Source organism: Nocardioides sp. zg-1230, from assembly GCF_013155335.1.
Taxonomy (GTDB): domain Bacteria; phylum Actinomycetota; class Actinomycetes; order Propionibacteriales; family Nocardioidaceae; genus Nocardioides.
In genome coordinates this window covers 486,120-511,526 of sequence record NZ_JABJQZ010000005.1, presented here as the reverse complement: position 1 = coordinate 511,526, position 25,407 = coordinate 486,120, and the positions used below count along the sequence as shown (strand labels likewise).

Below are 25,407 nucleotides of genomic sequence, written 5' to 3'. Positions count from 1 at the left end.
CTTGCCCTCCCCCTACCCGCAGGGCTGGGCGCCCCACCCTCCAGCCGGTGGCCCCGACTCGACGTCATTTCGGGCCCAGGACGCGCCGGGTCGCATGCGGCCCGATCTCTGCCATGCTGGGTGCCCCGCCGTCGTACTCAGGGAGGGCACCGTGACGGAAGCAGTGGAACACTCCGAGAAGCACCGGGGCGCGTTCAGCTCGCGCAAGGTGTTCATCCTCGCCGCCATCGGCTCCGCGGTCGGCCTGGGCAACATCTGGCGCTTCCCCTACGTGGCCTACGAGAACGGCGGCGGCGCGTTCGTCATCCCGTACCTCATCGCACTCCTGACGGCCGGCCTGCCGTTCCTGCTCCTCGACTACGGCCTCGGCCACCGCTACCGCGGGTCCGCGCCGCTCTCGTTCCGTCGTACCCACCGCGCGGCCGAGGGGCTCGGCTGGTGGCAGGTGGGGATCTGCTTCGTGATCGCGGTCTACTACGCCGCGGTCATCGCCTGGGCCGCTCGCTACGCGTTCTTCTCCTTCGACAAGGCGTGGGGTGACGACCCCGAGGGGTTCCTCTTCGGCTCCTACCTGCAGGCCGGCGACCCCGGCATCAGCCTCGACTTCGTCAGCGGCGTCACCGTGCCGCTGGTCCTGGTCTGGGTCGCGGTGCTGGCGATCATGGCGCTCGGTGTCCAGAAGGGCATCGGCGCCGCGTCAGTGTTCTTCATCCCCGTCCTCTTCATCGCCTTCATCGCGCTGGTCGTGGTGGCACTCACCCTCGACGGGGCCTCGGTGGGACTCGATGCGCTGTTCACGCCGGACTGGGGAGCCCTGGGCGAGACCAGCGTCTGGATCGCCGCCTACGGCCAGATCTTCTTCTCGCTGTCCGTGGGCTTCGGCATCATGATCACCTACGCGTCGTACGTCGGTCGGCGCAGCGACATGACCGGGTCCGGGCTCGTGGTCGGGTTCGCCAACTCGGGCTTCGAGCTGCTCGCCGGGATCGGGGTCTTCGCCGCGCTGGGGTTCATGGCGACAGCGGCCGGCGTGGGCGTCGACGAGGTGGCGACCGACGGTCTCGGCCTGGCGTTCATCGCCTTCCCGGCGATCATCAACGAAGCGCCCGCCGGCGCCCTGATCGGGGTGCTGTTCTTCGGTTCGCTCGTCATCGCCGGTGTCACCTCGCTCGTGAGCGTGATCGAGGTCGTCATCTCCGCGGTGCGCGACAAGTTCGAGATGTCGCGGGTCAGCGCCTCCATGGCGGTGGGCGTCCCTGCCGCGGTCATCAGCATCACCCTGCTGGGCACCACCACCGGCGTCTACGTCCTCGACATCATCGACCACTTCATCAACCGCTTCGGCATCCTCCTGGTGGCCGTGGTCAGCATGCTCGCGCTGTCGTGGGTCTTCCGGAGGACGGGGCTGCTGCGCGAGCACCTCAACCGCGACGGCTCGGTGACGATCGGCCGTTGGTGGGAGTGGCTGATCGGCATCGTTGCCCCCGCCGCGTTGACGTTCATCCTCGCCAACGAGCTCATCGACAACCTCCAGGAGCCCTACGAGGGCTACCCGACCTGGATGCTCAACACCCTGGGCTGGGGTCTCGCGGCGGCCGTGCTGGTGCTCGGCTTCGTGGCGGCCCGCCTCCCGTGGCGGGACGCGACCTTCCTCGGCGATCCCGAGCTCCAGGCCCAGCAGGACGAGAGGAGCAACTGATGTCCACCTCGGCCATCGTCATGATGCTGATCGCGATGCTGATCCTCTGGGGAGGTCTGGCCGTCTCGATCTGGAACATCAACCGCTACCAGGGCGAGGAGCCCGAGCAGGTCCACCGCGACCTCTGACGCGCGCGCCCGGAGCTGGCTCAGGCGGTGTGGTCGACCTCGACGAGGGCGGTCCCGCCGTCGAGCGCGGTGATGTCCTCGACGATCGAGCGCGCGAGGGTCTGCGCGTCGAGGCCGATGCGCGCGAGGATGACGTCGCGCTTGGCGTGGTCGAGGAACTCCTGCGGGATGCCGTGCAGGCGGAACGGCGTACGCACGTCGGCGTCGTTGAGGGTCTGCAGCAGCGTCGCGCCGCACCCGCCCACGCGGCCGTTGTCCTCGACACTGACCACGAGCCGGTGCTCGCGGGCGAGGTCGATGATCGCGGGGTCGACCGGTTTGACCCACCGCGGGTCGACCACGGTCACGCCGATGCCCTGGTCGGCCAGGCGCGAGGCAACCTCGACCGCGGTCGTCGCCATCGAGCCGACGGCCACGATCAGCACGTCACGATCACCTGAGCGCACCAGCACGTCGGCGCCGCCGACGCGGTCGATCGCCGGCACGTCCTCGGGCGGCGGACCCTTGGGGAACCGGACGACCGTCGGGGCGTCGTCGACCTCGACGGCCTCGTCGAGCAGCTCGTGCAGCCGCGTGACGTCGCGGGGGGCGGCCAGGCGTAGGCCCGGGACCACCTGCAGGATCGACATGTCCCACATGCCGTTGTGGCTCGCACCGTCGTCGCCGGTGACTCCGGAGCGGTCGAGCACGAAGGTGACCCCGCACCTGTGCAGCGCGACGTCCATCAGGACCTGGTCGAAGGCGCGGTTGAGGAAGGTGGCATAGACCGCGAAGACCGGGTGCAGGCCGCCCATCGCCAGGCCGGCTGCGGAGGTCACGGCGTGCTGCTCGGCGATCCCGACGTCGAACGTGCGCTCGGGGAACTTCTCCGCGAAGACGTCGAGGCCGACGGGGTGCATCATCGCGGCGGTGATGGCGACGACGTCCTCGCGGCGGGCGCCCAGGTCGACGATGGCCTCGGAGAAGTGGTCGGTCCAGATCTTGCCCTTCGGCTTCTCCGCACCGGTCTGCACGTCGAACGGGCCGGGGGCGTGGAACTGGTCCGCCTCGTGGCGCAGCGCGGGGTCGTAGCCCTGTCCCTTGCGGGTCAGCGCATGGACGATGACGGGGCCGTCGAAGCGCTTGGCGTTGGTCAGCGCCTGCTCCATGGCCGCGCGGTCGTGCCCGTCGACCGGACCGACGTACTTGAGGCCGAGGTCCTCGAACAGTCCCTGCGGGGCGAGGGCGTCCTTCATGCCCTTCTTGACCGCGTGGAGGGCGTCGTAGGCCGCGTGCCCGACGCCCGGGACGGCGTTGAGCCGCTTCTTCACCAGGTCGAGCACCTGCTCGTAGCGCGGGTTGGTGCGCAGCGACGTGAGCGCGGTGGCGAGGCCGCCGATGGTGGGTGTGTAGGACCGCTCGTTGTCGTTGACGACGATGACCAGGCGGCTCTTCTTGGCGATCGCGATGTTGTTGAGGGCCTCCCAGGCCATGCCGCCGGTGAGGGCACCGTCGCCGATCACGGCCACGACGTGCCGGTCCTCGCCGCGGATGGCGTACGCCTTGGCCAGCCCGTCGGCGTAGGACAGGGCGGTGGAGGCGTGGGAGTTCTCCACGATGTCGTGCTCGGACTCCGCCTGGCTGGGGTAGCCGCTGATCCCGCCCTCCTTGCGGAGGGTGGCGAAGTCGGCGTGCCGCCCGGTGACGAGCTTGTGGACGTAGGACTGGTGCCCGGTGTCGAAGACGACCCGGTCGCGCGGGGAGTCGAAGACCCGGTGGATCGCCAGGGTCAGCTCGACGACGCCGAGGTTGGGACCGAGGTGACCCGAGTTGGTCGCGACCGTGCGGATCATCACGTCACGGATCTCGGCGGCGAGCTCGTCGAGCTGCTCTGCAGAGAGCCCGCGGAGGTCGCGCGGAGAGTCGATCGAGTCGAGGAGAGCCATGGGGCAGGAGTCTATTTCATGGGCGGTCGAGGACCGCCACCGACGGCTCGTGGAGGCTTCCCAGCCAGATGCGGCCGCCGTGCTCGCGGACGCCGGTGACCATGTGGAAGCCGGGTCCCCGGTCGGGCCGGTCGACGTCGAGGTCGTGCACGAGGCGTCCCTCGTCGTCGTACGCCTGGACCCGGATCGTCTGCGCCGGCTTGGGCTGCAGCGCCTCGGGGATCTTGGTGATCGCCCTGCGCAGCACCATCGGGGCCGACCCGAGCCGCTCGACGAGGCCGTCCACCGGGCTCGCCACCGCGACCCAGATCAGCCCGTCGCTCCCCCGGCTGATGTTGTCGGGATAGCCGGGGAGGTCGGTGGCGAGGTGGTCCCGCTCCCCGGCGCGGGGACCGCTCAGCCAATGGCGTACGACGGTGCGCCCGCGGCACTCGGCGACGGCGACGTAGGACTCGTCGGCGGCCAGCGCGACGCCGTTGGCGAAGGCGAGGCCCTCGAGCACGACCTCGACCGTGCCGTCGGGGTCGCGGCGCAGCAGCCGGCCGGTGCGAGTGTGCTGGACGAAGTCGTCCTTCCACCGCTCGATCCCGTGGTGGAGCGAGGAGTCGCTGAACCAGACGGTGTCGTCCGCGGCCACCGCGGCGTTGTTGCAGAACCGCATCGGCTCGCCGTGCACCTCACCGACGAGGACCTCCACCTCCCCGGACGCCGGATCCACGCGCAGCAGCCTGAGCCGGGCGTCGCAGACGACGAGGTCGCCGTCGGGGAGCAGCTCCAGGCCGAGCGGTCGCCCACCCGTGTCGGCGACCCGGCGGGTGCTGCCCGTGGCCGGGTCGACCGCCCAGATCGCGCCGTCCTCGGTGCCGGTGAACGCGGTGCCGTCCGGGGCGACGACGACGTCCTCGGCGCCCATCGACGGGACGGGATGGACGGCGAGGGAGTGGGTGGCGGCGCTCATGGCGCCATGCTGGCGTAGACGTCGCTGCGGAGGAAGGCCGGCAGGATCCCCTCGGCGCCCTTGGTGACCTCCAAGGACGGGACCGTGGCGGGGTCGACGAACACGATCCGGCGGCCCTCGCGGCAGTCGATGTCGGCGTCGGTGAGGTCTGTTGCCGCGGCATAGACCCACATCCGGTCCCACGTGCCGTAGGACGCGCGGTGGTCGTTGGCGAACGCCCCGACCTCGGTCAGGCAGGCGGGGTCGACCCGGACGCCGGTCTCCTCCTCGAGCTCGCGCGCGGCACCCTCGAGCGGCGTCTCCCCCGGCTCGAGGTGCCCGCCGGAGAGCCCCCAGCAGTCGGGGTCGATGCGTGGGTGCTCGTCGCGCTCCTGGAGCAGGATCCAGCCGCGGCGGTCGACCAGCACCACCCCGGCGAAGCCGCGGGCGTCGTCCGGCGGCACGGGCGTGTGGTCGACGGCCCACTCGGTCAGCGCGTCCAGCACCCGGACCGTGGACGCCACGACCGGAAGATCACGGATCGTGGCCGGGTCGACGAACACGATCTGCCGACCCTCCTGGCAGTCGACGTCGCCGTCCCCGAGCAACGTCGGCGCGGCGAAGGCGTGGTAGCGGAAGCGGCCGTTCGGGCTCTCGACGTGGAACTCGCCGAGGTCGTGGAGGTCGTCGGCCGCGACCGCGATGCCCGTCTCCTCGGCGAGCTCGCGCACCGCGCCCTTGCGCGGCGTCTCCCCGGCCTCGAGCCCGCCACCGGGGAAGCACCACGTGTCCGGCCAGACGGGGGCGTGCTCGTCCCGCTCCTGCATGAGGAACCAGCCGCGCGGGTCGACGAGGGTCAGGCACACGTAGTCGCCCCGTTCCTGACCGGCGCGCCAGTCGAGGACGAGCGGCAGGGTCAGGCGGAGCGCCTGGTGGAGGTCGGCGTCGGGCAGGACCAGCGGGTCGAGGAACCGCACCTGCCGTCCCTCGCCGCACACGAGGTCGTCGTCGCCCACGTCGAGGCGCACGGCGAAGAGCTCGAGCTCGTCGTCACCGCCGCAGGACTCGCTGCGGAAGCGGTGGACGCCGAGCGACTCCAGCTCCTCGGGCCCGACGACGAGCGCCGTCTCCTCCGCGAGCTCGCGGACGGCGGCCGTGCGGAAGTCCTCCCCGTCCTCGAGATCGCCGCCGGGAAGGCCCCAGCGTCCCGGGTCGTGGAGGGCGTCGTCGCCCCGCTCCTGCATCAGCAGGCGCCCGAAGGCGTCGATCACGGCGACGGCGGCGAAGCGGTGCATCCGGCGACCCTAGCCAGCGTTCACATCCGCACCCGGTAGCGCCGACCGCGTAGCGCGTCCTCGACGAGCCCCACCTCGCGGCGTACGGCCATCAGGCGGGCGTCCTCGAGCTGGAAGGTCTGCACCGCTGCGAGGACGACCGCCTCGTCGGCCACGTCCTTGAGGTCGCCGCGGATCTCGCTCAGCCCGCGCCTGGTGGCCAGCTGCTGGGCCTCGACGTGGAGCACGGCGAAGCGGGCCAGGACGACGACGTGGCGCCGCAGGCCGGAGAAGCGGCGATAGTCGGGCGGGCACAGGTCGAGCAGCCAGCTGGCCGCGGTCGCCTCCCAGTCGGGCGCTTCCGGCGGCCGCACCTGGCGCGGCCAGCCGGGGGGCGCGACGCCGCGGTGCCCCGGCGGCGGGGTGGGCCGTTGGCGGGGCTGCGGGGCGGGGAACACCCGTCCAGTCTATCGAACGTGTGTTCGACCTGCGTCAAGCCGAGCCGAGTGCTTCCTCGATCTCGGCGAGGTCGGGGTCGCGCAGACCGACGAGGTCGAGCCTCCACCAGACGTCGGGGTAGACCAGCCGACCGGTCATCCACGGCTCGTGCCCGCTCAGAAGGAGCACCTGACAGGCGGGCTCGGGGATCCGACGCGACGGACGCTCGAGGTCGTGGGCCGATGCCGCGCTCCAGCCGTGACGACCGTAGTAGCCAGGGGCGCCCTCGAGGAAGACCAGGGGTGCGCCGAGTTCCTCGGCCGCGGCCGGGACCTCGGCGAGCAACCGGCCGCCGATCCCCGCCCGCTGGTGGTCGGGCGCCACCGCAAGGGGGCTCAGGACGAGGACGTCGACGAGCCGCTCCCGGGCGTCCAGCCAGGCCCGGGAGAGGGCGACCGTGCCGACGACCTCGCCGTCCGACTCGGCCACGAGCTCCACGGCCATGTCGTCGACGCCGCGCAGCCGCGCCATCACGTCGTTGACCGCGGTGCCCTGCTCTCCGAAGGCGGCCTCGACGACCGCCTCCACGGCCGGGGTGTCGACGTCGTCGGCCTCGCGGATCTCGATCTCGATGGCCACCGCTCACCCCGCGAGGAACGACCAGCGCACCTGGCGCTCGTCGTTGTCCACGTTGAGGTCCACCAGGCAGATGCTCTGCCACGTGCCGAGCGCGAGCCGGCCACCGAGCACCGGGACGGTGCAGTGCGGCGGCACGATCGCGGGCATGACGTGCGAACGACCGTGGCCCGGCGAGCCGTGGCGGTGGCGCCACCGGTCGTCGAGGGGCAGCAGGTCGCGCAGCGTCGCCAGCAGGTCGTCGTCCGACCCGGCACCCGTCTCGATCACCGCGATGCCGGCGGTCGCGTGGGGCACGAAGACCTGGAGCAGGCCGTCGCCACGTCCGTCGACGAACTCGACCGCGTCCTGGGTCAGGTCGAGCACGACCTCTTCCCCGCCGGTGCGGTAGGTGCGGGTCTCACTGTGCATCGCGCAGCGCCTCCTCGATCCGCTCCACCTTCGCGGTCAGCTGGCCGTCGTACCCGGGGCGGATGTCGGCCTTCAGCACCAGTCCGACCCGCGGGGACACGGCCGCGACCGCGTCGACGGCCTGCTTGACCACGGCCATCACCTCGTCCCACTCCCCCTCGATGTTGGTGAACATCGCGTTGGTCTCGTGGGGCAGCCCGGACTCGCGTACGACGCGGACGGCCGCGGCCACCGCGTCGGTCACCGAGCCGGTCGGGTCGCTGGACATGGGCGAGAGGGAAAAGGCGACGATCATGCTGCCACGCTAGGGCACGCCGCGTGCGGCGCTCCGTCCTGCCCACTGGGGCACCCCGACGGGTGGAACGACCCATCTGAGCCCGTGCCTACGTTCGAAGGACAAGGGAACGGTCCTCCCGCAGAGGGCCCCAACGAAGGGACACCGCGTGCCTGACGTCACCGCAAGCTCCGGCCTGCTGAGCTCCACCAAGGTCCACGTCGAGGACTCGGGCGGCAGCGGCCGACCCGTCGTCCTCATCCACGGCTGGCCCCTGTCCGGCGAGTCCTGGAGCGAGCAGGTCGGCCCGCTGAGCGCGGCCGGCTACCGGGTCGTCGCCTACGACCGCCGCGGCTTCGGGCGCAGTGACAAGCCGTCCAAAGGCTACGACTACGACACCCTCGCCGACGACCTCGACGGCATCCTCTCCGAGCTCGACCTCGCCGACGTCACGCTCGTCGGCTTCTCGATGGGCGGCGGTGAGGTCGCCCGCTACATCGCCCGGCACGGACAGGACCGGCTGCACTCGGTCGTGTTCGCGGCCGCCGTCCCGCCGTACCTGATGAAGAGCGACGACAACCCCGACGGCCCCCTCACCGAGGAGGCCGCGGCGGAGATGACGAAGGGTCTCGAGGAGGACCGGACGACGTTCTTCGACGGCTTCACGCAGGACTTCTTCTCTGCCGACGGCGAGCTCAAGGTCACCGAGGAGCAGCGCCAGGAGGCCATCGCGCTGTGCCACCAGAGCGACCAGACGGCCGCCCTGGGGTGCATGGAGGCCTTCGGCACGACCGACTTCCGCGACGACCTCACGCAGGTCACCGTCCCCACCCTCGTCATCCACGGCGCCAGCGACGCCACAGTCCCGTTCGAGGGCTCGGGCAAGCGCACCCACGAGGCGATCGCGGGCTCGGAGCTCGTCGTCGTCCAGGACGCGCCGCACGGCTTCAACGTCAGCCACGCCGACGAGTTCAACCGGGCGCTCCTGGAGTTCCTCGCGCGTTGAGGCTGCGCCCCGGCTCTCAGGCGTCGGTGCCCTGCTCGGGCACCCCGCCCTGGGGGTCGGGGGTGCCGCCCTGGCAGCTCACGCCGTACTCCGGGGCGGTGTGCCCGTCGCCGTACTCCTCGAGGAACAGGCCGAGGCGCCGGTCGTCCGCGCCGTCGAGCCGCAGCTGTGCGCCCCACACGGTCACGACAACGGGCGAGGGCAGGTCGTCGCGGGGCGACATGATGCCGTTGTCGGGCAGCTGCGCGGCCAGCGCGGCGCGGTCGTCCTCGGACAGCTCGGGGTCGTGCGTGATCCACACGGTGCCGTGCTCGAGGTCGTGGACGGCGTTCTCCTCGCGCACCGGCTCGTCGTAGACACCGCACGCCAGCCAGACGGGTGCGTGGGCGCCCCCTGCCGGCGGGTCCTGCTCGTAGGTCAGGTCGTCCTCGGTGTGGGACCGGTCGATGATCTCCCAGGTCTCCACCAGGGTCAGGTCGAGCGCGCGCTGTGCCCGCTCCTCGCCGCGGACCACCCGGTCGACCAGCGGCGCGACGAGCGCTGCGCCGAGCACGAGCGCAGAGGCGACGCCTGCGAGCACCAGGGGCAGGCTGCGCCGCGGGCGCTCCTCGACGGGCGTGTACGACGCCTCGGGCGGGGTGTCGGCGTCGCTCACCGCGTCAGGCTAGCCAGTCACGACAACGCGGTGCGCACGGCCTCCGCGCGCTCGTCGTACTCGTCCTGCGGGATGTTCGGCAGCATGTCGGCCCAGACCGGGAGGTTGGAGCCGCGCAGCTCGAGGACGCCGAGCGGGCGGGCGAGCACGTTGACGGACAGGTGCCCGCCGCCGTTCTCCCACTTGCTCACCTGCACGTTGCCGACGCCCGGGAGGGCGCGCAGGGCGCGGTAGGTGCGTGCGACGAGCCGACCGAGCTCCTCGTCGGCGGCCTCGTCGAGGTCGTCGAGCCGCTCGTGCTGGCGGGCGACCACGTTGGCGACGAACATCAGGCTGGTGCCGCCGGGCCGGATCACCGCGAGGCGGGACCCGGTGTGCAGCACGAGCTCGTCACGCCCCAGGGCCCTGCAGGTGCCGCACGCGTCCGGCGACCGGTCGCGCGACGGCTCGGGGACGACGCGCTCCCTCAGCGGCTTCGGGGTGAGCCCGTCGCGCTCGAAGGGGAAGACCTCCCAGTCGGCCATGCCGCCCAGCGGCGGGCGGCCGGCCGCGTCCAGGTGGCCCTGGACGCGGCCGCGCCACACCTGCGCCGGGTCGGCGGCAGGGTCGGTCATCCGCGCAGCAGGTTGCGCAGGACGTACTGCATGATGCCGCCGTTGCGGTAGTAGTTGGCCTCGCCCGGGGTGTCGATGCGGACGGTGGCCTCGAACTCGCTGGCCTCGCCGTGCGCCTGGTCGGTGCCGGGCGCCGGCTCCACCTTGACCGTGACGGTCTTCGGCGTGCTGCCGTCGTTGAGCTCGGTGATGCCGCTGATCGAGATGATCTCGGCACCGGTGAGGCCCAGGTCGTCGGCGGTCTTGCCGTCGGGGAACTGCAGCGGGATGACGCCCATGCCGATCAGGTTGGAGCGGTGGATGCGCTCGTAGGACTCGGCGATGACGGCCTTCACACCCAGCAGGGCGGTGCCCTTGGCGGCCCAGTCGCGCGAGGAGCCGGAGCCGTACTCCTTGCCGGCCAGGACGACCAGCGGCGTGCCGGCCTCCTGGTAGCTCTGGCTGGCCTCGTAGACGCTGGTGACCTCACCGTCCTTGGTGAAGTCCTTGGTCACGCCACCCTCGGTGCCCGGCGCGATCTGGTTGCGCAGGCGGATGTTGGCGAACGTGCCGCGGATCATGACCTCGTGGTTGCCTCGGCGCGAGCCGTAGGAGTTGAAGTCGCGCTGCTCGACGCCGTGCTCCGCCAGGTACTTCCCGGCGGGGCTGTCCTTCTTGATGGCGCCGGCCGGGCTGATGTGGTCGGTCGTGACCGAGTCACCCAGCTTGAGCAGGACGCGGGCCCCGACGATGTCGGAGACCGGCTCCGGCTCCTGCGGCATGCCGTCGAAGTAGGGAGGACGGCGTACGTAGGTGGACTCGGCGTCCCACTCGAAGGTGTTGCCCTCCGGGGTGGGCAGCGACTGCCAGCGCTCATCGCCCTTGAAGACGTCGGCGTAGGAGGAGCCGAACATGTCGGAGGTGATCGCCTGGGCGATCGTCTCCTCGACCTCCTGGGGGCTGGGCCAGATGTCCTTGAGGTAGACGTCGTTGCCGTCGGTGTCCTGGCCCAGCGGGTCGCCGAACAGGTCGACGTCCATCGAGCCGGCGAGGGCGTAGGCCACGACCAGCGGCGGGGACGCGAGGTAGTTCATCTTCACGTCGGGGTTGATCCGGCCCTCGAAGTTGCGGTTGCCGGACAGCACCGAGACGACCGCGAGGTCGGCCTCGTTGACCGCCGCCGACACCTCGGGGATGAGGGGGCCGGAGTTGCCGATGCAGGTGGTGCAGCCGTAGCCGACGAGGTTGAAGCCGAGCTTGTCGAGGTAGGGGGTCAGTCCGGCACGCTCGTAGTAGTCGGAGACGACCTTGGAGCCGGGCGCGAGCGAGGTCTTGACCCACGGCTTGCGGGACAGGCCCTTCTCGACGGCCTTCTTGGCCAGCAGCGCGGCACCGATCATCACGCTCGGGTTGGAGGTGTTGGTGCACGAGGTGATCGCGGCGATCACGACGGCACCGTGGTCGATCTCGACCTCCTGGCCGTCGAGCGAGATCTTCGTCTTCTTGCTCGGACGACCCGCGTCGTGCGGCGCGTCGACGTGCACGGGCTTGCCGTTGCCGCCCTCGTGGCTCGGCGAGTCGGAGGCCGGGAAGGACTCCTCGACCGCCTCGTCGTAGCCCGAGGCCTTCGCGGCGTCGTCCGGGTCGTTGTCGCCCTCGTCGACGTAGTCCTTCAGCGCGGCACGGAACGAGTCCTTGGCCACGGAGACCTCGACGCGGTCCTGCGGACGCTTCGGGCCGGCGAGCGACGGGACGACGGTGGAGACGTCGAGCTCGAGCCGCTCGCTGTAGCGGGGCTCGGCGCTCGGGTCGTGCCAGAGGCCCTGCTCCTTGGCGTATGCCTCGACCAGCGCGAGCTGCTCCTCGGACCGGCCGGTCATCCGCAGGTAGTCGACGGTCTGGTCGTCGATCGGGAAGACGGCGATGGTCGAGCCGAACTCCGGGCTCATGTTGCCGATGGTGGCGCGGTTGGCCAGCGGCAGCGCGGAGACGCCCTCGCCGTAGAACTCCACGAACTTGCCGACGACACCGTGCTCGCGGAGCATCTCGGTGATGGTCAGCACCAGGTCGGTGGCGGTGGAGCCCTCGGGCAGCTCGCCCGAGAGCTTGAAGCCAACGACGCGCGGGATGAGCATGGACACCGGCTGGCCGAGCATCGCGGCCTCGGCCTCGATGCCGCCGACGCCCCAGCCGACCACGCCGATGCCGTTGACCATCGTGGTGTGGGAGTCGGTGCCGACGCAGGTGTCGGGGTAGGCCACGCCGTCGCGGACCATGACCACGCGGGCCAGGTGCTCGATGTTGACCTGGTGGACGATGCCGGTGCCCGGGGGGACGACCTTGAAGTCGTCGAAGGCGCCCTGGCCCCAGCGCAGGAACTGGTAGCGCTCGCGGTTGCGCTCGTACTCGATCTCGACGTTGCGCTCGAACGCGTCGGCCGAGCCGAAGACGTCGGCGATGACCGAGTGGTCGATGACCATCTCGGCCGGGGCGAGCGGGTTGATCTTGGTGGCGTCGCCGCCGAGCTCGGCCATCGCCTCGCGCATGGTGGCGAGGTCGACGACGCAGGGGACGCCGGTGAAGTCCTGCATGATCACGCGCGCCGGCGTGAACTGGATCTCCTGGTCGGGAGCAGCGCTGGCGTCCCAGCCGGCGATCGCCTTGATGTGGTCCTCGGTGATGTCCGCGCCGTCCTCGGTGCGGAGCAGGTTCTCCAGCAGCACCTTGAGCGAGAAGGGCAGGCTCTCGACGTCGAGGCCCTCACCCTTCACCGCGTCGAGGCGGTAGATCTCGTAGGACTGTCCGTCCACGTCCAGGGTGCCCTTGGCACCGAAGCTGTCCTGACTGGCCATCAGCCACATCTCCTCGGGAGTTCGCGGGTTCGCATCCATCTTGCCGTCGCACCCTGAGGCGCGGGAAGGCGGGGACCCTTAGTTCCGGCGTCAACTTGTCTCGACGTCAAGATACACGATGTCGAGGGGTGGTCCAACCGTACGTCGCCGCGTGTCCCGGCGTCCTCACCCGTGCGGCCGTAGGCTCCGGCGGTGCCCACCCTCCTGCACCTCAACGGGAGGCAGGGGCACGCTCGTCCGGGCGTAGCCGTCAGTCGATGCCGGCCATCTGGTCGAGGCGCTGCAGCAGGTCGTGGGCGGCCAGCTCGACCGCCTTGTGCCGCCACTCGGACGCGCGGTAGACGCAGGCGATCAGGCCGGAGCGGTGCACGCGCCTGAGGTCGCCGTAGACGAACGCGTAGCGCGCCTTGGTCGCATCGTTGGCGCCCTCGGTCAGGCCGAGGTGCCACGCGGCGTAGTCGTCCCACGAGTGACGCTCGAGGTAGGCGTTCTCCGCCTCGGCCCGGGGCTGGACCTCGCCCCAGTCGCTGTCGAGGACGTACTGCCGTGCGTCGATCAGCTTGCGGGCGTGCGCGACGGCCGCCGGGTTGACCGTGTAGGTGGCCATGCGGCCACCTTGCCAGACTCAGAAGCCCAGCAGCTTGCCGAACGCCGAGAAGAACGCGTCGAAGGCCCGCGCGACCGGGTTGCTGGGACCTTGCGTGCTGGCCTTCTGCCAGAAGAGCGGGTGCGAGCCGGCGAACTCGTCGTCCACCAGGGGTGTCCGGCCCCACAAGTAGGGCCAGAACACCTCGGTCCGGTTGACGCCCACGGTCAACCGGGAGTCGAAGCCCATCACGAGGTGCTGCTCCATCCGGGTGGTCCCGCCCCGAGGGTTGTCGGCCTTGACATCGCCACTGCCCTGCACGATCAGGCTGCCCGTGCCGGCGAACATGATGTAGCGCACCTGCCACGTGGCGAGGGCGAGGATGCCCCACCGCCACCGCGTCTCCAGCTGCGGCGTCCCGATCACGCCCACGACGTGTCGCGGCCGCATGACCAGACCCGGATGGTCGGAGAAGTCGATGCGCATCAGGTACGAGTCCGGGTCGTCCGGGGTCGCCAGCGTCGCCGTGGTGACGCGTTCGCCACCCGTGACCCGGCTCAGGCCGTGGAGCCCGGCCGCGTAGCTGATGAACGGCGACGACCAGTCGTAGAGCAGGTGGCTGCGGATCCGGCCCTGCACCGGCCTCACGTGCTCCGAGCGCGCGGACAGGACCTCACCGGGGCCGAGCTCCACCGTCAGCGTCCGCTCGGCGTCCGAGGTCCGAAGCACGCCGGCGTCGCCCTCCGGGGCGCCATCCCTGTCGTCGGCCAGGTGGATCGGCCGGTGCGCCCGGTGGACGATCGGCATGAGCAGGAAGTAGCTGACGGTCTTCAGCACCGGGGGCACGAGGAGCACGAGCAGGGCGATGGCAGCCAGCCACCGCCACGACCGGGCCCACTGGTCGACGACCCACCCGACCCCGGACCCCTGCGTCTGCTCCAGGCTGCGCTCCTCCGCCTGCTTCTGGGCGAGCTCCGACTCGGTGGCGTCGATCTCGCGCTCCGACGATGAGAAGGCACCGTTGGCGCCGACCCGCTCCAGCTTCTGCTGGGGAGTCAGGTCGGGATCGCGCAGCACCGCCGCACTGGCCTCCGCCCGGGCGAGGCTCGCCTCGAGCGTCTCCAGTGCCTCCTGTGCCGACTCAGCGGCACGCTCCTTGAGGTCGCACGTGTTGGGCACCAGGGGCAGGTCCTCGACGAGCTCTCGGAGGCGACTGCACTCGTCACGTTCCTCGAGCTTGCTTTCGACGTCGGACCGCTGGTCCGACACCCGGTCGCCCAGCGCGACGACCTCGGCGTCGAGGGTGGCCTGCACCGAGGCGACCTCCTCGCGCTGGGCCTCCGCGAGGTCGGCCCTGAGCTCCTGCAGGTCGCCCTCGAGCGTGGCACGCTCGGAGGCCACCTGCTGCAGCCGCTCGCGGTCAGTGACGGCCTCCTTGATCGCAGGCACCGCGGCCTGGACCAGCAGGAAGCCGAGGAACAGTGCCAGGACGACCGCGAGGAGCGCACCCATCTTCCTCAGGGCGAAGCCGAGGACTGCCGAGACCAGGCGCACCGCGCGATCCTAGTTCGACGTCAGGACTGCCCGGGGCCGGTTCTCTCGAGCAGGGCCACGCACTCGACGTGGTGCGTCATCGGGAACACACCGGCGACGTTAGGCGGGATTGCGGAACTTTGCGGCCGGCTGTGGCCATCGGCCGAAAGTGGCCGCTGACCTGCAGCGATGCCGACTTCAGGCGTTGCTGGCGTCGGGGGCCGATTGCGGGCCGTTGCTAATCAAAGCGCGCCCAAACCGCGCCCTCCTGCAATCGGCCTCCGAGGGTCGCAAACGACTGCGGCCAACCGCACTGGCATCGCGAACCACAGTGACCGCTCGGCGCCAGGTTGAGCTCTACTAGAACTTAGCGCTCGTTCAGAGCCGACCACGGCGTTGTGCCCGTTGCTCCGCGTCTGAGCTGCGCAATCGTCCCAAATGCACCATCGGTGGTCTTGGGACGTTTCCAGTTGCCATGTGACCTGGATTCGTCCGAGTGGCGGGCCATGGCCCATACGGTCGGGCCGCCGTCCGGCAGATCTACTACGTCCAGCACGGTGAAACCAACGCGCTCGTACAACCTGACATTGCTGGCGCTCGAGGTCTCCAGGTAGGCCGGAAGCGCCTGGTCGTCCGCTGCGGCAAGCACCGGCTCGAGCAGGGCCTCGGCAAGACCCCGGCGCCGGTGGTGGCCGGCGACGCCGATGGTGGCGATTGTGTAGTGAGGTTCGGTCGGACGTAGGCGGCGCATTGCTTGGTCGGCATGGGCGCTCGCCTCGGCACGGTGTGCGAGCAGCGCTTCCTCGGCGGGTGCCATGGAAGCCCAGACCTCGTCAGGCACACCGCTGGCGGGAATCCCCACCACGGCGCCGACGATCTCGCGCCCTCGCCCCTGAGCTGCACACCGTGCGACGAAGGTGTCGCCGTAGGGGATGCCGACGCGGCCGACGGTGAGCGAGAACAACCCGCGTAGGCGCCCCTCCCTGTTGTCGGCTGGAACCATCCAGTCGGTGAACGGGTAGTTGAGGAACGCATCAGCCAAGGCCGTGGCGATCGCGTCAGCGTCGCTAGGCGTCCCGCGTTCGATGAGGTGTTGCAGTGCCCCGTCGCGACATGTGGGGCTGGGCTCGTGAGCCGGCACCGGAGGCATGGCAGGGATGTGAGGTCGTGAGGTCACGTCAGGCTTTCCGTGGGTAGATGTCGTCACTGGGGGACGTCGAGGAACTGGGTGTGTCTGTTCCCGGCGGTGAGGAGTTCTGCGGGGAGTAGTCGACGGTGGACGAGGGTGACAGTTTGGGTGGCTCGGGTCAGGCAGATGTAGAGCATGCGGCTGCGTAGTGCCGGATCGTGCGCGAGGAGGTGAGGTTCGACCAGGACCATGTGGTCGAACTCCAGCCCCTTGACCTCAGTTGCCGACATCAGGCTCACGTTGGGTAGGTGGCTGCCGCCCTCGGTGGTGAGAGTCTCGTCGGTGCAGGCGAGGCCGGGCGGCAACACGAGGGCGACGCTTCCGGGCGATGTACGTGCCAACCGCTGTGCCACGTCAGCGCCTCGGCGCACAAGCGCCGCATCATCGCAGCCCCGGCATTCCACATAGCGCGGAGGCGTGCCGGGGCGAAGGGACCGGACTTTCTCAGGAGCGTGAACGTGTGCTGCGAGTACTTGCATCGCCGCATCCATCACCCTGCCGGGGACGCGATAGTTGACGCTCAGGCGGTGTCGCCGCGTCCGGCCGGCAGCCGACGTGTTCAGCGGGACCCATTGTTTGCTCGCGGCCGGCGAGGTTGTCTGGTGCGGGTCGCCGACGATGGTCATGGACTTGGACGGGCATCGGCGGGCGATCATGCGCCATTGCATCGGCGAGAGGTCTTGCGCTTCGTCCACGACGACGTGTCCAAAGGTGTCCCACACCGGATCGTCTGTGGTCGTCTGCCTCGGAGAGGGGGCGTGGCGCGCAGCCAACATCTCGGGTGTGAGCATTGCGTCGAGGTTCGCGACACGGAGCGTGTCCGCGGCGTAGGCGGTGAGTTCTTCGCGGACGGTGTCGACCTCATGCGCGGCGGCAGCTTCGGCGGTAGTGGCCGGCAGCGGCCCAAGGAGCTCGGCGAGGTGGTCGAGGAGTGCAATGTCGGCGAGGGTCCACGACCGACCCCGTGGGCGGTGCAGGAGGACACGCTGCGCGGACGTCCATGAGTCGGTGCAGTCCCTGCGGAAGCCTTCGTCGGCGTACAGCCGCTCGAGGAGCTGTTCTGGGGTGCGGGGCATCCAGCACAGGTTCACCTCACGGCGTACGTCTGGGGACGCCGCGAGGAGACGACGCACGCGGGCGTCACCGCCGACTGGCTCGTCCAACCTGCGCATCTGGTCGATCAGATCGTCCAAGACCGCGCTGGAGTACTGGTCGCGTGCTTGGTTATGGGGCTCGCCGGTGTCCCGGGCTCGCTGTTGAGCGGCGCGGACTGCGTCGGGGCGCAGCCACACGGTCGTGCCGTCCACCTCGAGCGGGATGGGTGCGGTGGGGACCCGGTACTGGCTGTCGACGGCGGCCCGCAGTACCGGCATCATCTCCTCGCTTCCCTTGAGAGCGGCCACCTGGGCTGTGTCGTCGCCGAGAGGCTCGCGGACGGGGTAGAGGTCCTGGACGGTCGCAGCGGTGACGCTGGTCTCGCCGAGTCCGGGCAAGACGTGAGAGATGTAGTCGAGGAACTTCGATCCGGGGCCGACGATGAGGACGCCGTGTCGTTCGAGGTAGTCGCGGTGACGGTGCAGCAGGTACGCGACCCGGTGCAGTGCCACGACCGTCTTCCCAGTTCCGGGTGGTCCGTCGACCACGAGGATGCCGGCCAGTGGGGCACGTATGGCGGCGTCCTGCTCGGCCTGGATGGTGTTGACGATGTCAGCCATTCGTCCAGTGCGTGGTCGTTGGGCTGCGGCCAGGATCGCAGCGTCGGCGGCGTCCGGGAGGACGTCCTCACGCTTTTCGTGGCCGGGCGCGACGATGTCGTCGTGGACGTCGGTGACGCTTCGGTCCACGACGCGCAGCCGACGGCGAAGCAGCAGCCCCTGCGGATCCGCTGCCGTAGCGGCGTAGAACGGTGCGGCAGCGTCGGCACGCCAGTCAAGCACGGCGCTGTCGCGTCGCGAATCTCGCAACCCGATGCGCCCGATGTAGCTGCGCGCGTGAGGTCGGTCGATCCTTCCGAACACGAGCTGGTGCTCCATAGCCTCCAGCGTGCGAACACGGGCCTCCTGCTGGGACACGATGGCGTCACGTTCGGTGAGCGACTGCGGAGTGCCGGTGCCGCGGTTGAGCAGGGACGCGGCTAGCGCGTGTCGGGCGATGTGACGCTGTTCGTCGAGAAGTCGGTAGGCGTTGTCGATCGCAGATTGCTCCGCGGCGATGATCCGCGAACGCGGCTTGGTGCGAGCCTCGTCGGGTCCGGCCAGGGGGCTGTCCGCAGTGTCCTCCTTCGAGGGATCGGAGACGGCTTGGTGACTCGGTGGCTGGGGCATAGGCGTGGTCCTCGTCGGCGATGCGGACAGGTGCGGGTCGTCGCGACCCGTTCGGGTGGTCAGGCGACAGGCGAGGGCTAGCGGCGGTTCTCGCGTGCGAGGGCGCCGAGTAACGCGGTGGTGAGCGCGACGACCGCGGCGGCGGTGAAGGCGGCGGGAAACCCGGAGCTCCGATTCTCCAACGCGATGGTGGTAAACGCCGCTGTGCCGAGTGCGGCGCCGACCTGGGTGGCGCTGCTGGCCAGACCCGAAGCGAGGCCGGAGTGCGATTCGCTGATGGCGGCCGCGATCACCATGGTGGTGGGGGTGAAACTGAGGGCGACGCCGGTCGCCACGAACAGCAGCCCGGGCAACACGCCAACCGCGTAGCCGGACCCGGCAGGCTCGAGAGCCAGCCACAGGTGTCCGATCGCGAGAACCAGAAGCCCGGCGACCAGGCTCCAGAGGGGCCCAAATCGACGCAGGACGCGGGGCAAGAGCACGAGCGACACGACGAACCCGGTCAGGGACGTGGGGACCATGGCCAGTCCACCGGCTTCGGGAGACATCGCGAGTGCCTGCTGGAGGTAGAGCGCGACGAGTACGAACGTCGAAGCTCGGGCGGCTCCGCCGAAGACGGCGAGGGCGACGCCGATCCTCAGCGTCCGGGAGCTGAACAGGTCGAGGGGCACCAAGGGTTCGGGTGCGCGGCGCTCTGCTCGGATGAACACGGCCGCGAGCGCGACGGGAACTGCAACTCCGACGGTAACGAACTCTTTCCAGTTGCCCGACGCGAGGGCGAGTGCCCCGTGCACAAGCGCGACGACGGCTCCGGTGATGCTCACGGCACCACGGAGGTCGAAGTCGTGGCTGGCGCGCTGCTGGCTGTCGTCGAGGACGCGCCCGGCCATGACGACGGCCAGCAGGGATACCGGGACGGCGACCAGGAAGACCGATGACCAGCCGAACGTGCCGGCCAGCAGTCCGCCTGCGGCGACTCCGGTGGCGCCACCCAGCGTCGATGCGGCGCCCCACAGACTCATCGCCCGTGCCCGGTGCGCGCCCGGGAAGTTGACGAGGAGCAGCGCCATCGCAGCCGGGCTCAGACACGCTGCTCCAGCACCCTGCACGATCCTGCCGGCGACGAGCATCCACTCGCCGGCAGCGGTCGCTGCGGCCAGTGTGCCCACGGTGAACAGGGCCGATCCGATGGTGAACATGCGCCGCCTGCCGACCTGGTCGGCGACGCGGCCGCAGAGCAGGAGAAGCCCGCCGAAGGTCAGCACGTAGGCGTTCACCACCCAGCTCAAGCTGCTCGCACTCAGCGACAGCGACGCCTGGATCGACGGCAGCGCCACATTGACGATCGACGTGTCGAGCATGACCACGAACTGGGCCGAGACCAGCAACGCTAGGGCGGCCCTCCGGCGGGACCGGCTGGGCCCGCCGCGGCGAGTGCTCGGGCTAGAGCCCCCGCTGGTGAGAGGTGCATCGGGGGAGGTGGCGGGACGGGTCGTGCTGGTGGTCATGGCTGTCACCTCGGTCGTGGAGTCGTCTTCGTCAACGATCGCGGCGAGGGCCCCTCGTCGCACCGGGAAGATCGCCGGGATTGCGCCCCTGGCGTTCCGCGGCGCACCCCCGCTGACGCTCCTCGCTAGGCCGTCAGCTCGCGTGGGGCTCTGAACGCCGGCGTCGGTGCCGGCGCCCCAACCCGAGACAACCCGGCGGAACTCCCGGCGCGAGCCACCCGCCTCCGGAAGGACGCTCGGGTCGCCGGCATCACCGAGCCGGCATCACCTTCCCGAGGAGAACGCCATGAGCCACTCGCATCACTCGACGACGGCGTCGCCGCCCGCACACGACGCGCAAGCCGGCCACCACGCCAGCCCACACCACGAAGCCCCCGACCACGACGCACCAGCTGTGCGGCGGCCCTGGACGGTGCTCGCGTTCATGCTGGCCGCACAGATCATGGTCGTGCTCGACGTCAGCGTCGTGAACGTGGCCCTGCCCAGCATCGCCACCGACCTGCACCTGTCCTCGAGCAACTACCAGTGGCTGATCAGCGCCTACGTCCTGCTCAGCGGCGGGTTCCTCCTGCTCGGCGGACGCGTCGCCGACCTCTTCAACCGACGCCGCGTGTTCCTCAACGGCCTCACCCTGTTCACCGCCGGCTCCCTCACCGCCGGCTTCGCCGACACCGCACTCACCCTCATCGCGGCCCGCGGCGCCCAAGGCGCTGGCGCGGCCCTGCTCACCCCGGCAGCCATGTCCATCGTGATGGCCACCTACTCAGGCCGCCAGCGGGCCACCGCCCTCGCCCTGTGGGGCACCGTCGCCAGCATGGGCATCGCCGCCGGTGTCCTGTTCGGCGGCATCCTCACCACCGCCTTCGACTGGCGCGCCGTGTTCTTCATCAACGTCCCCATCGGCGTCGCCGTCGCCGCCGGTGTCCTGGCCAAGGTCCGTCTCGCGCCCACCGCTGCCGCCGGGCGCCGTCAGCTTGACCTGTCCGGAGCAGCGCTCCTGGTGAGCGGCCTGCTCACCCTTGTGTACGCGGTGGAGTCCACCACCAGCCACGGCTGGACGGCACCTCACACGCTCGCGGCCGCTGGCCTGGCGAGTCTCCTGCTGTCCGGGTTCATCGTCAACGAGCGCAAGGTCGAGAGCCCCATCGTCCCGCCCGCCACGTGGCACATCCGGTCCCTGGTGTCGGCATCCACCGTCATGGCGGGCGTCACCGGAGCCGTCGTCGGTGCCATCTTCCTCAGCTCGCTATACCTGCAGCAGGTGCTCGGCTCGTCCGCCCTCGTCACCGGCCTGCAGTTCCTCCCGCTGGCTGCCTTCATCACCGTCAGCGCGGCCGTCGCATCGAAGGTCCTGCCGCACGTCGGGGCAAAGAAGCTCATTGGCGTGGGCCTGCTGATCGCCACCGCTGGGGCCCTGGTCCTTTCGTTCGTCGACTCCGACCCCTCCTACCTGAGCGACGTGCTTCCCGGCTTCGCGCTGCTCGGCCTCGGCGTCGGTCCGATGTTCGTCGCCATCTCCGTTGCGGCGATGAGCGACGTCGCGCCCGAGCAGTCGGGTCTCGCGTCGGGACTGATGATGACCGGCCACGAGATCGGTGCCGCGCTCGGTGTGGCATCCCTGACCGCGGTCGCCGGCGACCTCACCACCCGCGCGGGCATCACGTCCGGCAGCCAGGACGCGTTCCTCGCCGTCGCCATCGGTCTCGTTGTCCTGCTCATCCCGACCTTCCGGCTGCCCGCCCACGACCCCGAGCAGGCCCCCATCAGCCAGGGCCACGGCCACTGAGCCGGAAGCCACGGACCCGGCGATTTCCCCGGCGCGACCAGGCGCCGGGGAAACCGAGGCTGAGGCCCCCGAACCTGCGACGTCCTCACCCGGCCGGCACCCGGCCACCAACCAAGGAGCCACCCATGACCAACCTGCTCAACACCCGCGCCACCCAAGCCGACCAAGCCGCTGCCCCGACCGCGTCGGTAGCGGTACGCGCCCGCGGCCTCGTGAAGACCTACGGGACCGGACCGGCGGCCGTGAAGGCGCTCGACGGTGCCGACCTCGACATCCGCACCGGAACCTTCACCGCCATCATGGGTCCGTCCGGGTCCGGCAAGTCGACCCTGATGCACGCCCTCGCCGGTCTCGACGTCCTCGACGCCGGGCAGGTACTCATCGGAGACACCGACCTCACCGCCCTCGGCGAGCGGCAGCGCACGTTGCTGCGCCGCGACCGGTTCGGGTTCGTCTTCCAGAGCTTCAACCTGCTTCCCGCCCTCACCGCGCAGGAGAACATCACCCTCCCGCTCGACCTGGCAGGACGGCGCGCAGACCCCAACTGGATGGCCCGACTGGTCGACACCCTTGGACTGCGGGAGCGGTTGCACCACCGCCCCTCCGAGCTCTCCGGAGGTCAGCAGCAGCGAGTCGCCGTCGCCAGGGCCCTGGTCACCCGCCCCGAGATCGTGTTCGCCGACGAACCGACCGGAAACCTCGACACCCGGCACGGGCAGGCTCTGCTGCGCTTCCTCCGCGACGCCTGCGACGACCTCGGCCAGACCATCGTCATGGTCACCCACGACCCGCTGGCCGCCGCCCACGCCGACCGGGTCGTGCTCCTCACCGACGGACGCGTCATCGAAGAGATCACCGACCCCACAGCCTCCGCCATCGCTGACCGGATGCTCCAGCTCGACACCGACGAGCACCCCCACCCCGACGCCAACCCCGATCCCCACGCCGGCTCCGACTTCGGTTCCGGCTCCATCCAGGAGGGCTGACCCATGCTCCGACTCGTCGTCAAGCAGACGATGGCCCACCGCGGGCGGCTGCTGCTCACCTTCGCTGCCATCACCCTCGGCGTCACCTTCGTCGTCGGCACCCTCGTGCTGACGGACACGTCCCGAGAGGTGTTCGACGACCAGTTCCGCGACGCCAGCACCGAGGTTGACATCGTCATCCGCGACGCCGTCGCCTTCGACGCCGCCATGGGCGTCGAGGTCGAACGCGACCCCCTCGACGCCGAGCTGACGACCCGCGCCGCCTCGCTTCCCGGCGTCGGTCGCGCCATCCCCGTCGTCAAGGGAACCGGACTCCTCATCGCTGACGGCAAGGCGATCGTTCCGGCAGGTCCCTCGATGCTCACCTCGTGGACCGGAGTCGACGGGTTCACCCTCCGCGACGGTCACGCACCCGCGCAGTCTGACGAGGTCGTCATCGACGCAGCCACCGCGACCGCGCACGACATCACCGTCGGTGACACGGTTCGCGTCCAGGCCGACCGTGAGGCCGACCTTCGCGTGGTCGGGTTGGTCGGCTTCGGTGAGGCAGACGGGCTGCCCGACACCACCGTCGCCCTCACCAGCCTGTCCACCGCGCAGCGTCTCCTGCGGCTCGGTGACGGCATCTCCCAGATCGACGTCATCGCAGCCGACGCCACCGCAACCTCGGGTGTGGCTGAGGACCTCCGCGCCAAGCTCGGCACGGACGTCGACGTGGCCGCCAGCCAGGACACGGCCGCCGCCAGTGCGGCGGCCGCCAAGTCTCAGCTCGGCTTCATCACCGGCGCACTGCTCGCGCTGGCCGGAGCCGCGCTGGTGATCGGTGCGTTCCTCATCGCCAACACGTTCTCGGTGCTGGTCACACAACGCACCCGGGAGCTTGCGGTCATGCGTGCGGCCGGAGCCACCGGCCGTCAGGTCATGACGTCCATCCTCGGCGAGGCCACCGTCCTTGGCGTGGCCGGAGCCGTTGCCGGGACCGGAGCCGGACTCGTGGCCGCCATCGGGCTGCGCGCCTTGCTGGACGCCGCCGGCGCCACCGTCCCCGACGGCCCCACCGTTCTGTCGGCCCGCACCCTGATCGTCGCATTGGCGGTCGGAGTGGTCGTCACGTTCATCGCCGCGTTCGGTGCCGCCCGACGCGCATCCCGCATCTCACCTGTGATGGCCATGCGCGAGGGTGCCCTCGGCACCACCGGCGGTCGGGGCCGCATCCGCGCCGGCGTGGGCGTCACGTTCACGGCCGTGGGAGTCGCCGCGCTCAGCGTCGGTGGGGCCACCGAGTCGATGCCGACACTGGGCGCCGGCACGGCCGCCCTGGTGGCCGGACTGGTCGCCCTCGCCCCGGTGGTCGCGCCCGCCGTGGTGCACCACATCGGGCGCGGGCTGAGCGCTCTCACCGGCCGTGGGGTGCCCGCTGGCCTGGCTCGAGAAGCTGCCCGACGAGCACCGCGACGCACCGGAGCGACCGTGATGGCATTGGCGCTCAGCCTCGCGCTGGTGGTGTTCGTCTCCGTCGTCGGAGCCTCGGTCCGCGCTGCTCTGCAGTCCGGTTTCGACGAGGCCATCACGGCCGAGCTGGTCGTGGAGAGCGCACGCGGTGAGATGCTCGGCGGCCTCGAGCCGGCGACCCTGAAGAAGATCGAAGGCCTGGATGAGGTCGGCACGGTCTCGCCGCTGCGGTTCGGGCACTGGAAGGACGCCGGCGCCACCCGCGCGCTCACCGCGCTCGACCCCGCGACGATCGGTGACGTGACCGATGTCGACATGGTCGAGGGCAGCCTGACCGGCCTGACCGACGGAGTGGTCATCACCGAGCGCCAGGCGGCCGAGCGCGGCCTCGGAGTCGGCGACAGCCTCGCCATGACGTTCGCCCGCACCGGCACCGTCGAGGTGCCCGTCGTCGGGCTCATCGACGACGACGACGCGAAGGCGCTGAGCACCGACTACCTCGTCTCGCTCGCCAGCTACCGCGACTGGTTCACCGAGCGCGTGGACGCCACCCTGCTCGTGCGCCCCAGCTCGGGCACCACGGTCGATGAGGCGCAGACCGCGCTCGAGGACGCGCTCGAGGCCATGCCGACGGTCGAAGTACGCGACCAGGCCAGCGCGGCCGAGGCCCGCACCGCGTCCCTGGACGGCATCCTCACGCTGATCACCGCCGTGCTGATGCTCACCGTGCTCATCGCCATGCTCGGCATCACCAACACGCTGGCGCTGTCCATCATCGAACGCACCCGAGAGCTCGGCCTGCTCCGTGCCGTCGGGATGACCCGTCGGCAGTTGCGCACCATGATCCGCACCGAGTCCCTGCTCATCGCGGTCGCCGGGCTGCTCGTCGGGACCACCGTCGGAGTCGCCACCAGTGCCCTGTTCGTGCGCGCCATCGCCCAAGGCGGTGACCTGCACCTGCAGGTTCCCACGACCGGGCTTGCGCTCGTCGCCGCCGTGGCCCTCGTGGTCGGCGTCGTCGGTGGACTGGCGCCCGCACGCCGCGCAGCCCGTCTGGAGGTGTTGACCGCCATCCGCGAATGACCGCGCCCGCCAGCCCCCATGCAGCCGGGTTCTGCACCCACCGCACATGCCCCCACGGGTGCAGAACCCGGCGTTCCTCCAGGCGCCACACCAGGCCCACCTCACGCAGAGTCGACACCACCCTGAGTCGAC

The 25,407-nt window shown here is 70.6% G+C and carries 21 protein-coding genes; 6 read left to right on the top strand and 15 right to left on the bottom strand.

The genetic code is table 11. The features are described 5' to 3' along the window. Window positions 1–151 precede the first annotated feature (151 nt). On the top strand, window positions 152–1,699 hold the full coding sequence (locus HOO61_RS18245) for a sodium-dependent transporter (protein ID WP_367650241.1): 1,548 nt from the start codon (window positions 152–154) through the stop codon (window positions 1,697–1,699). After that, window positions 1,699–1,827 (top strand): methionine/alanine import family NSS transporter small subunit, encoded by a 129-nt coding sequence (locus HOO61_RS18240; RefSeq protein ID WP_172260997.1) that lies wholly within the window; start codon window positions 1,699–1,701, stop codon window positions 1,825–1,827. The genes HOO61_RS18245 and HOO61_RS18240 overlap by 1 nt, the downstream gene beginning before the upstream one ends. Window positions 1,828–1,847: 20 nt before the next feature. Here HOO61_RS18240 and dxs read toward each other — a convergent pair whose 3' ends face one another. The 7 genes from dxs to HOO61_RS18195 are packed head-to-tail and all read right to left on the bottom strand — an operon-like array spanning window position 1,848 to window position 7,743. Further along, the gene (gene dxs / locus HOO61_RS18235) at window positions 1,848–3,752 is read right to left on the bottom strand and encodes a 1-deoxy-D-xylulose-5-phosphate synthase (protein ID WP_172260995.1); all 1,905 of its coding nucleotides are present in this window, start codon (window positions 3,750–3,752) and stop codon (window positions 1,848–1,850) included. A gap of 16 nt (window positions 3,753–3,768) precedes the next feature. Then, the gene (locus HOO61_RS18230) at window positions 3,769–4,710 is read right to left on the bottom strand and encodes an SMP-30/gluconolactonase/LRE family protein (protein ID WP_172260993.1); all 942 of its coding nucleotides are present in this window, start codon (window positions 4,708–4,710) and stop codon (window positions 3,769–3,771) included. Beyond that, complete coding sequence (locus HOO61_RS24300; RefSeq protein ID WP_253942534.1) at window positions 4,707–5,984, bottom strand: NUDIX domain-containing protein; 1,278 nt, start codon at window positions 5,982–5,984, stop codon at window positions 4,707–4,709. Before HOO61_RS24300 ends, HOO61_RS18230 begins: the two co-directional genes overlap by 4 nt. Window positions 5,985–6,004: 20 nt before the next feature. After that, window positions 6,005–6,421 carry a hypothetical protein gene (locus tag HOO61_RS18210; RefSeq protein ID WP_216659060.1) on the bottom strand — a complete coding sequence of 139 codons (417 nt, stop codon included), beginning with the start codon at window positions 6,419–6,421 and terminating at the stop codon, window positions 6,005–6,007. Between the two features lie 34 nt (window positions 6,422–6,455). Beyond that, entirely contained in the window at window positions 6,456–7,040 is a 585-nt protein-coding gene (locus HOO61_RS18205) for a GNAT family N-acetyltransferase (protein ID WP_216659059.1), read from the bottom strand. Window positions 7,041–7,043: 3 nt separating this feature from the next. Then, entirely contained in the window at window positions 7,044–7,448 is a 405-nt protein-coding gene (locus HOO61_RS18200) for a YjbQ family protein (protein ID WP_172260991.1), read from the bottom strand. Beyond that, complete coding sequence (locus HOO61_RS18195) at window positions 7,438–7,743, bottom strand: MTH1187 family thiamine-binding protein (RefSeq protein WP_172260989.1); 306 nt, start codon at window positions 7,741–7,743, stop codon at window positions 7,438–7,440. Before HOO61_RS18195 ends, HOO61_RS18200 begins: the two co-directional genes overlap by 11 nt. 148 nt (window positions 7,744–7,891) lie before the next feature. On the opposite strand from HOO61_RS18195, the gene HOO61_RS18190 reads away from it, so the two are divergent. Continuing rightward, the gene (locus tag HOO61_RS18190; protein ID WP_172260987.1) at window positions 7,892–8,728 is read left to right on the top strand and encodes an alpha/beta fold hydrolase; all 837 of its coding nucleotides are present in this window, start codon (window positions 7,892–7,894) and stop codon (window positions 8,726–8,728) included. A 16-nt stretch (window positions 8,729–8,744) separates the two neighbouring features. Here HOO61_RS18190 and HOO61_RS25015 read toward each other — a convergent pair whose 3' ends face one another. The 8 genes from HOO61_RS25015 to HOO61_RS18150 form a co-directional block, all read right to left on the bottom strand. Continuing rightward, the gene (locus tag HOO61_RS25015; protein WP_172260985.1) at window positions 8,745–9,383 is read right to left on the bottom strand and encodes a DUF3105 domain-containing protein; all 639 of its coding nucleotides are present in this window, start codon (window positions 9,381–9,383) and stop codon (window positions 8,745–8,747) included. Between the two features lie 17 nt (window positions 9,384–9,400). Further along, on the bottom strand, window positions 9,401–9,997 hold the full coding sequence (locus tag HOO61_RS18180) for a hypothetical protein (RefSeq protein WP_172260983.1): 597 nt from the start codon (window positions 9,995–9,997) through the stop codon (window positions 9,401–9,403). Then, window positions 9,994–12,828 (bottom strand): aconitate hydratase, encoded by a 2,835-nt coding sequence (locus tag HOO61_RS18175; RefSeq protein WP_172260981.1) that lies wholly within the window; start codon window positions 12,826–12,828, stop codon window positions 9,994–9,996. Before HOO61_RS18175 ends, HOO61_RS18180 begins: the two co-directional genes overlap by 4 nt. 250 nt (window positions 12,829–13,078) lie before the next feature. Further along, entirely contained in the window at window positions 13,079–13,435 is a 357-nt protein-coding gene (locus tag HOO61_RS18170; RefSeq protein ID WP_172260979.1) for a hypothetical protein, read from the bottom strand. Between the two features lie 18 nt (window positions 13,436–13,453). Further along, on the bottom strand, window positions 13,454–14,968 hold the full coding sequence (locus tag HOO61_RS18165) for a hypothetical protein (protein WP_172260977.1): 1,515 nt from the start codon (window positions 14,966–14,968) through the stop codon (window positions 13,454–13,456). 346 nt (window positions 14,969–15,314) lie between these two features. After that, window positions 15,315–15,989 (bottom strand): N-acetyltransferase, encoded by a 675-nt coding sequence (locus tag HOO61_RS18160; protein WP_172260975.1) that lies wholly within the window; start codon window positions 15,987–15,989, stop codon window positions 15,315–15,317. A 161-nt stretch (window positions 15,990–16,150) separates the two neighbouring features. Then, on the bottom strand, window positions 16,151–18,460 hold the full coding sequence (locus HOO61_RS18155) for a UvrD-helicase domain-containing protein (RefSeq protein ID WP_172260973.1): 2,310 nt from the start codon (window positions 18,458–18,460) through the stop codon (window positions 16,151–16,153). Window positions 18,461–18,537: 77 nt separating this feature from the next. Beyond that, on the bottom strand, window positions 18,538–19,968 hold the full coding sequence (locus HOO61_RS18150) for an MFS transporter (RefSeq protein WP_301539079.1): 1,431 nt from the start codon (window positions 19,966–19,968) through the stop codon (window positions 18,538–18,540). Between the two features lie 286 nt (window positions 19,969–20,254). Between HOO61_RS18150 and HOO61_RS18145 the strand changes: the two genes are divergently transcribed. The 3 genes from HOO61_RS18145 to HOO61_RS18135 all read left to right on the top strand — a co-directional run bounded on the left by HOO61_RS18145 (window position 20,255) and on the right by HOO61_RS18135 (window position 25,275). Next, a complete protein-coding gene (locus HOO61_RS18145; RefSeq protein WP_172260969.1) occupies window positions 20,255–21,754 on the top strand; it encodes an MFS transporter in 1,500 nt (499 codons plus the stop codon). A 125-nt stretch (window positions 21,755–21,879) separates the two neighbouring features. After that, entirely contained in the window at window positions 21,880–22,740 is an 861-nt protein-coding gene (locus tag HOO61_RS18140) for an ABC transporter ATP-binding protein (protein WP_172260967.1), read from the top strand. A gap of 3 nt (window positions 22,741–22,743) precedes the next feature. Next, the gene (locus tag HOO61_RS18135) at window positions 22,744–25,275 is read left to right on the top strand and encodes an ABC transporter permease (protein WP_172260965.1); all 2,532 of its coding nucleotides are present in this window, start codon (window positions 22,744–22,746) and stop codon (window positions 25,273–25,275) included. The last annotated feature ends 132 nt before the right edge of the window (window positions 25,276–25,407 follow it).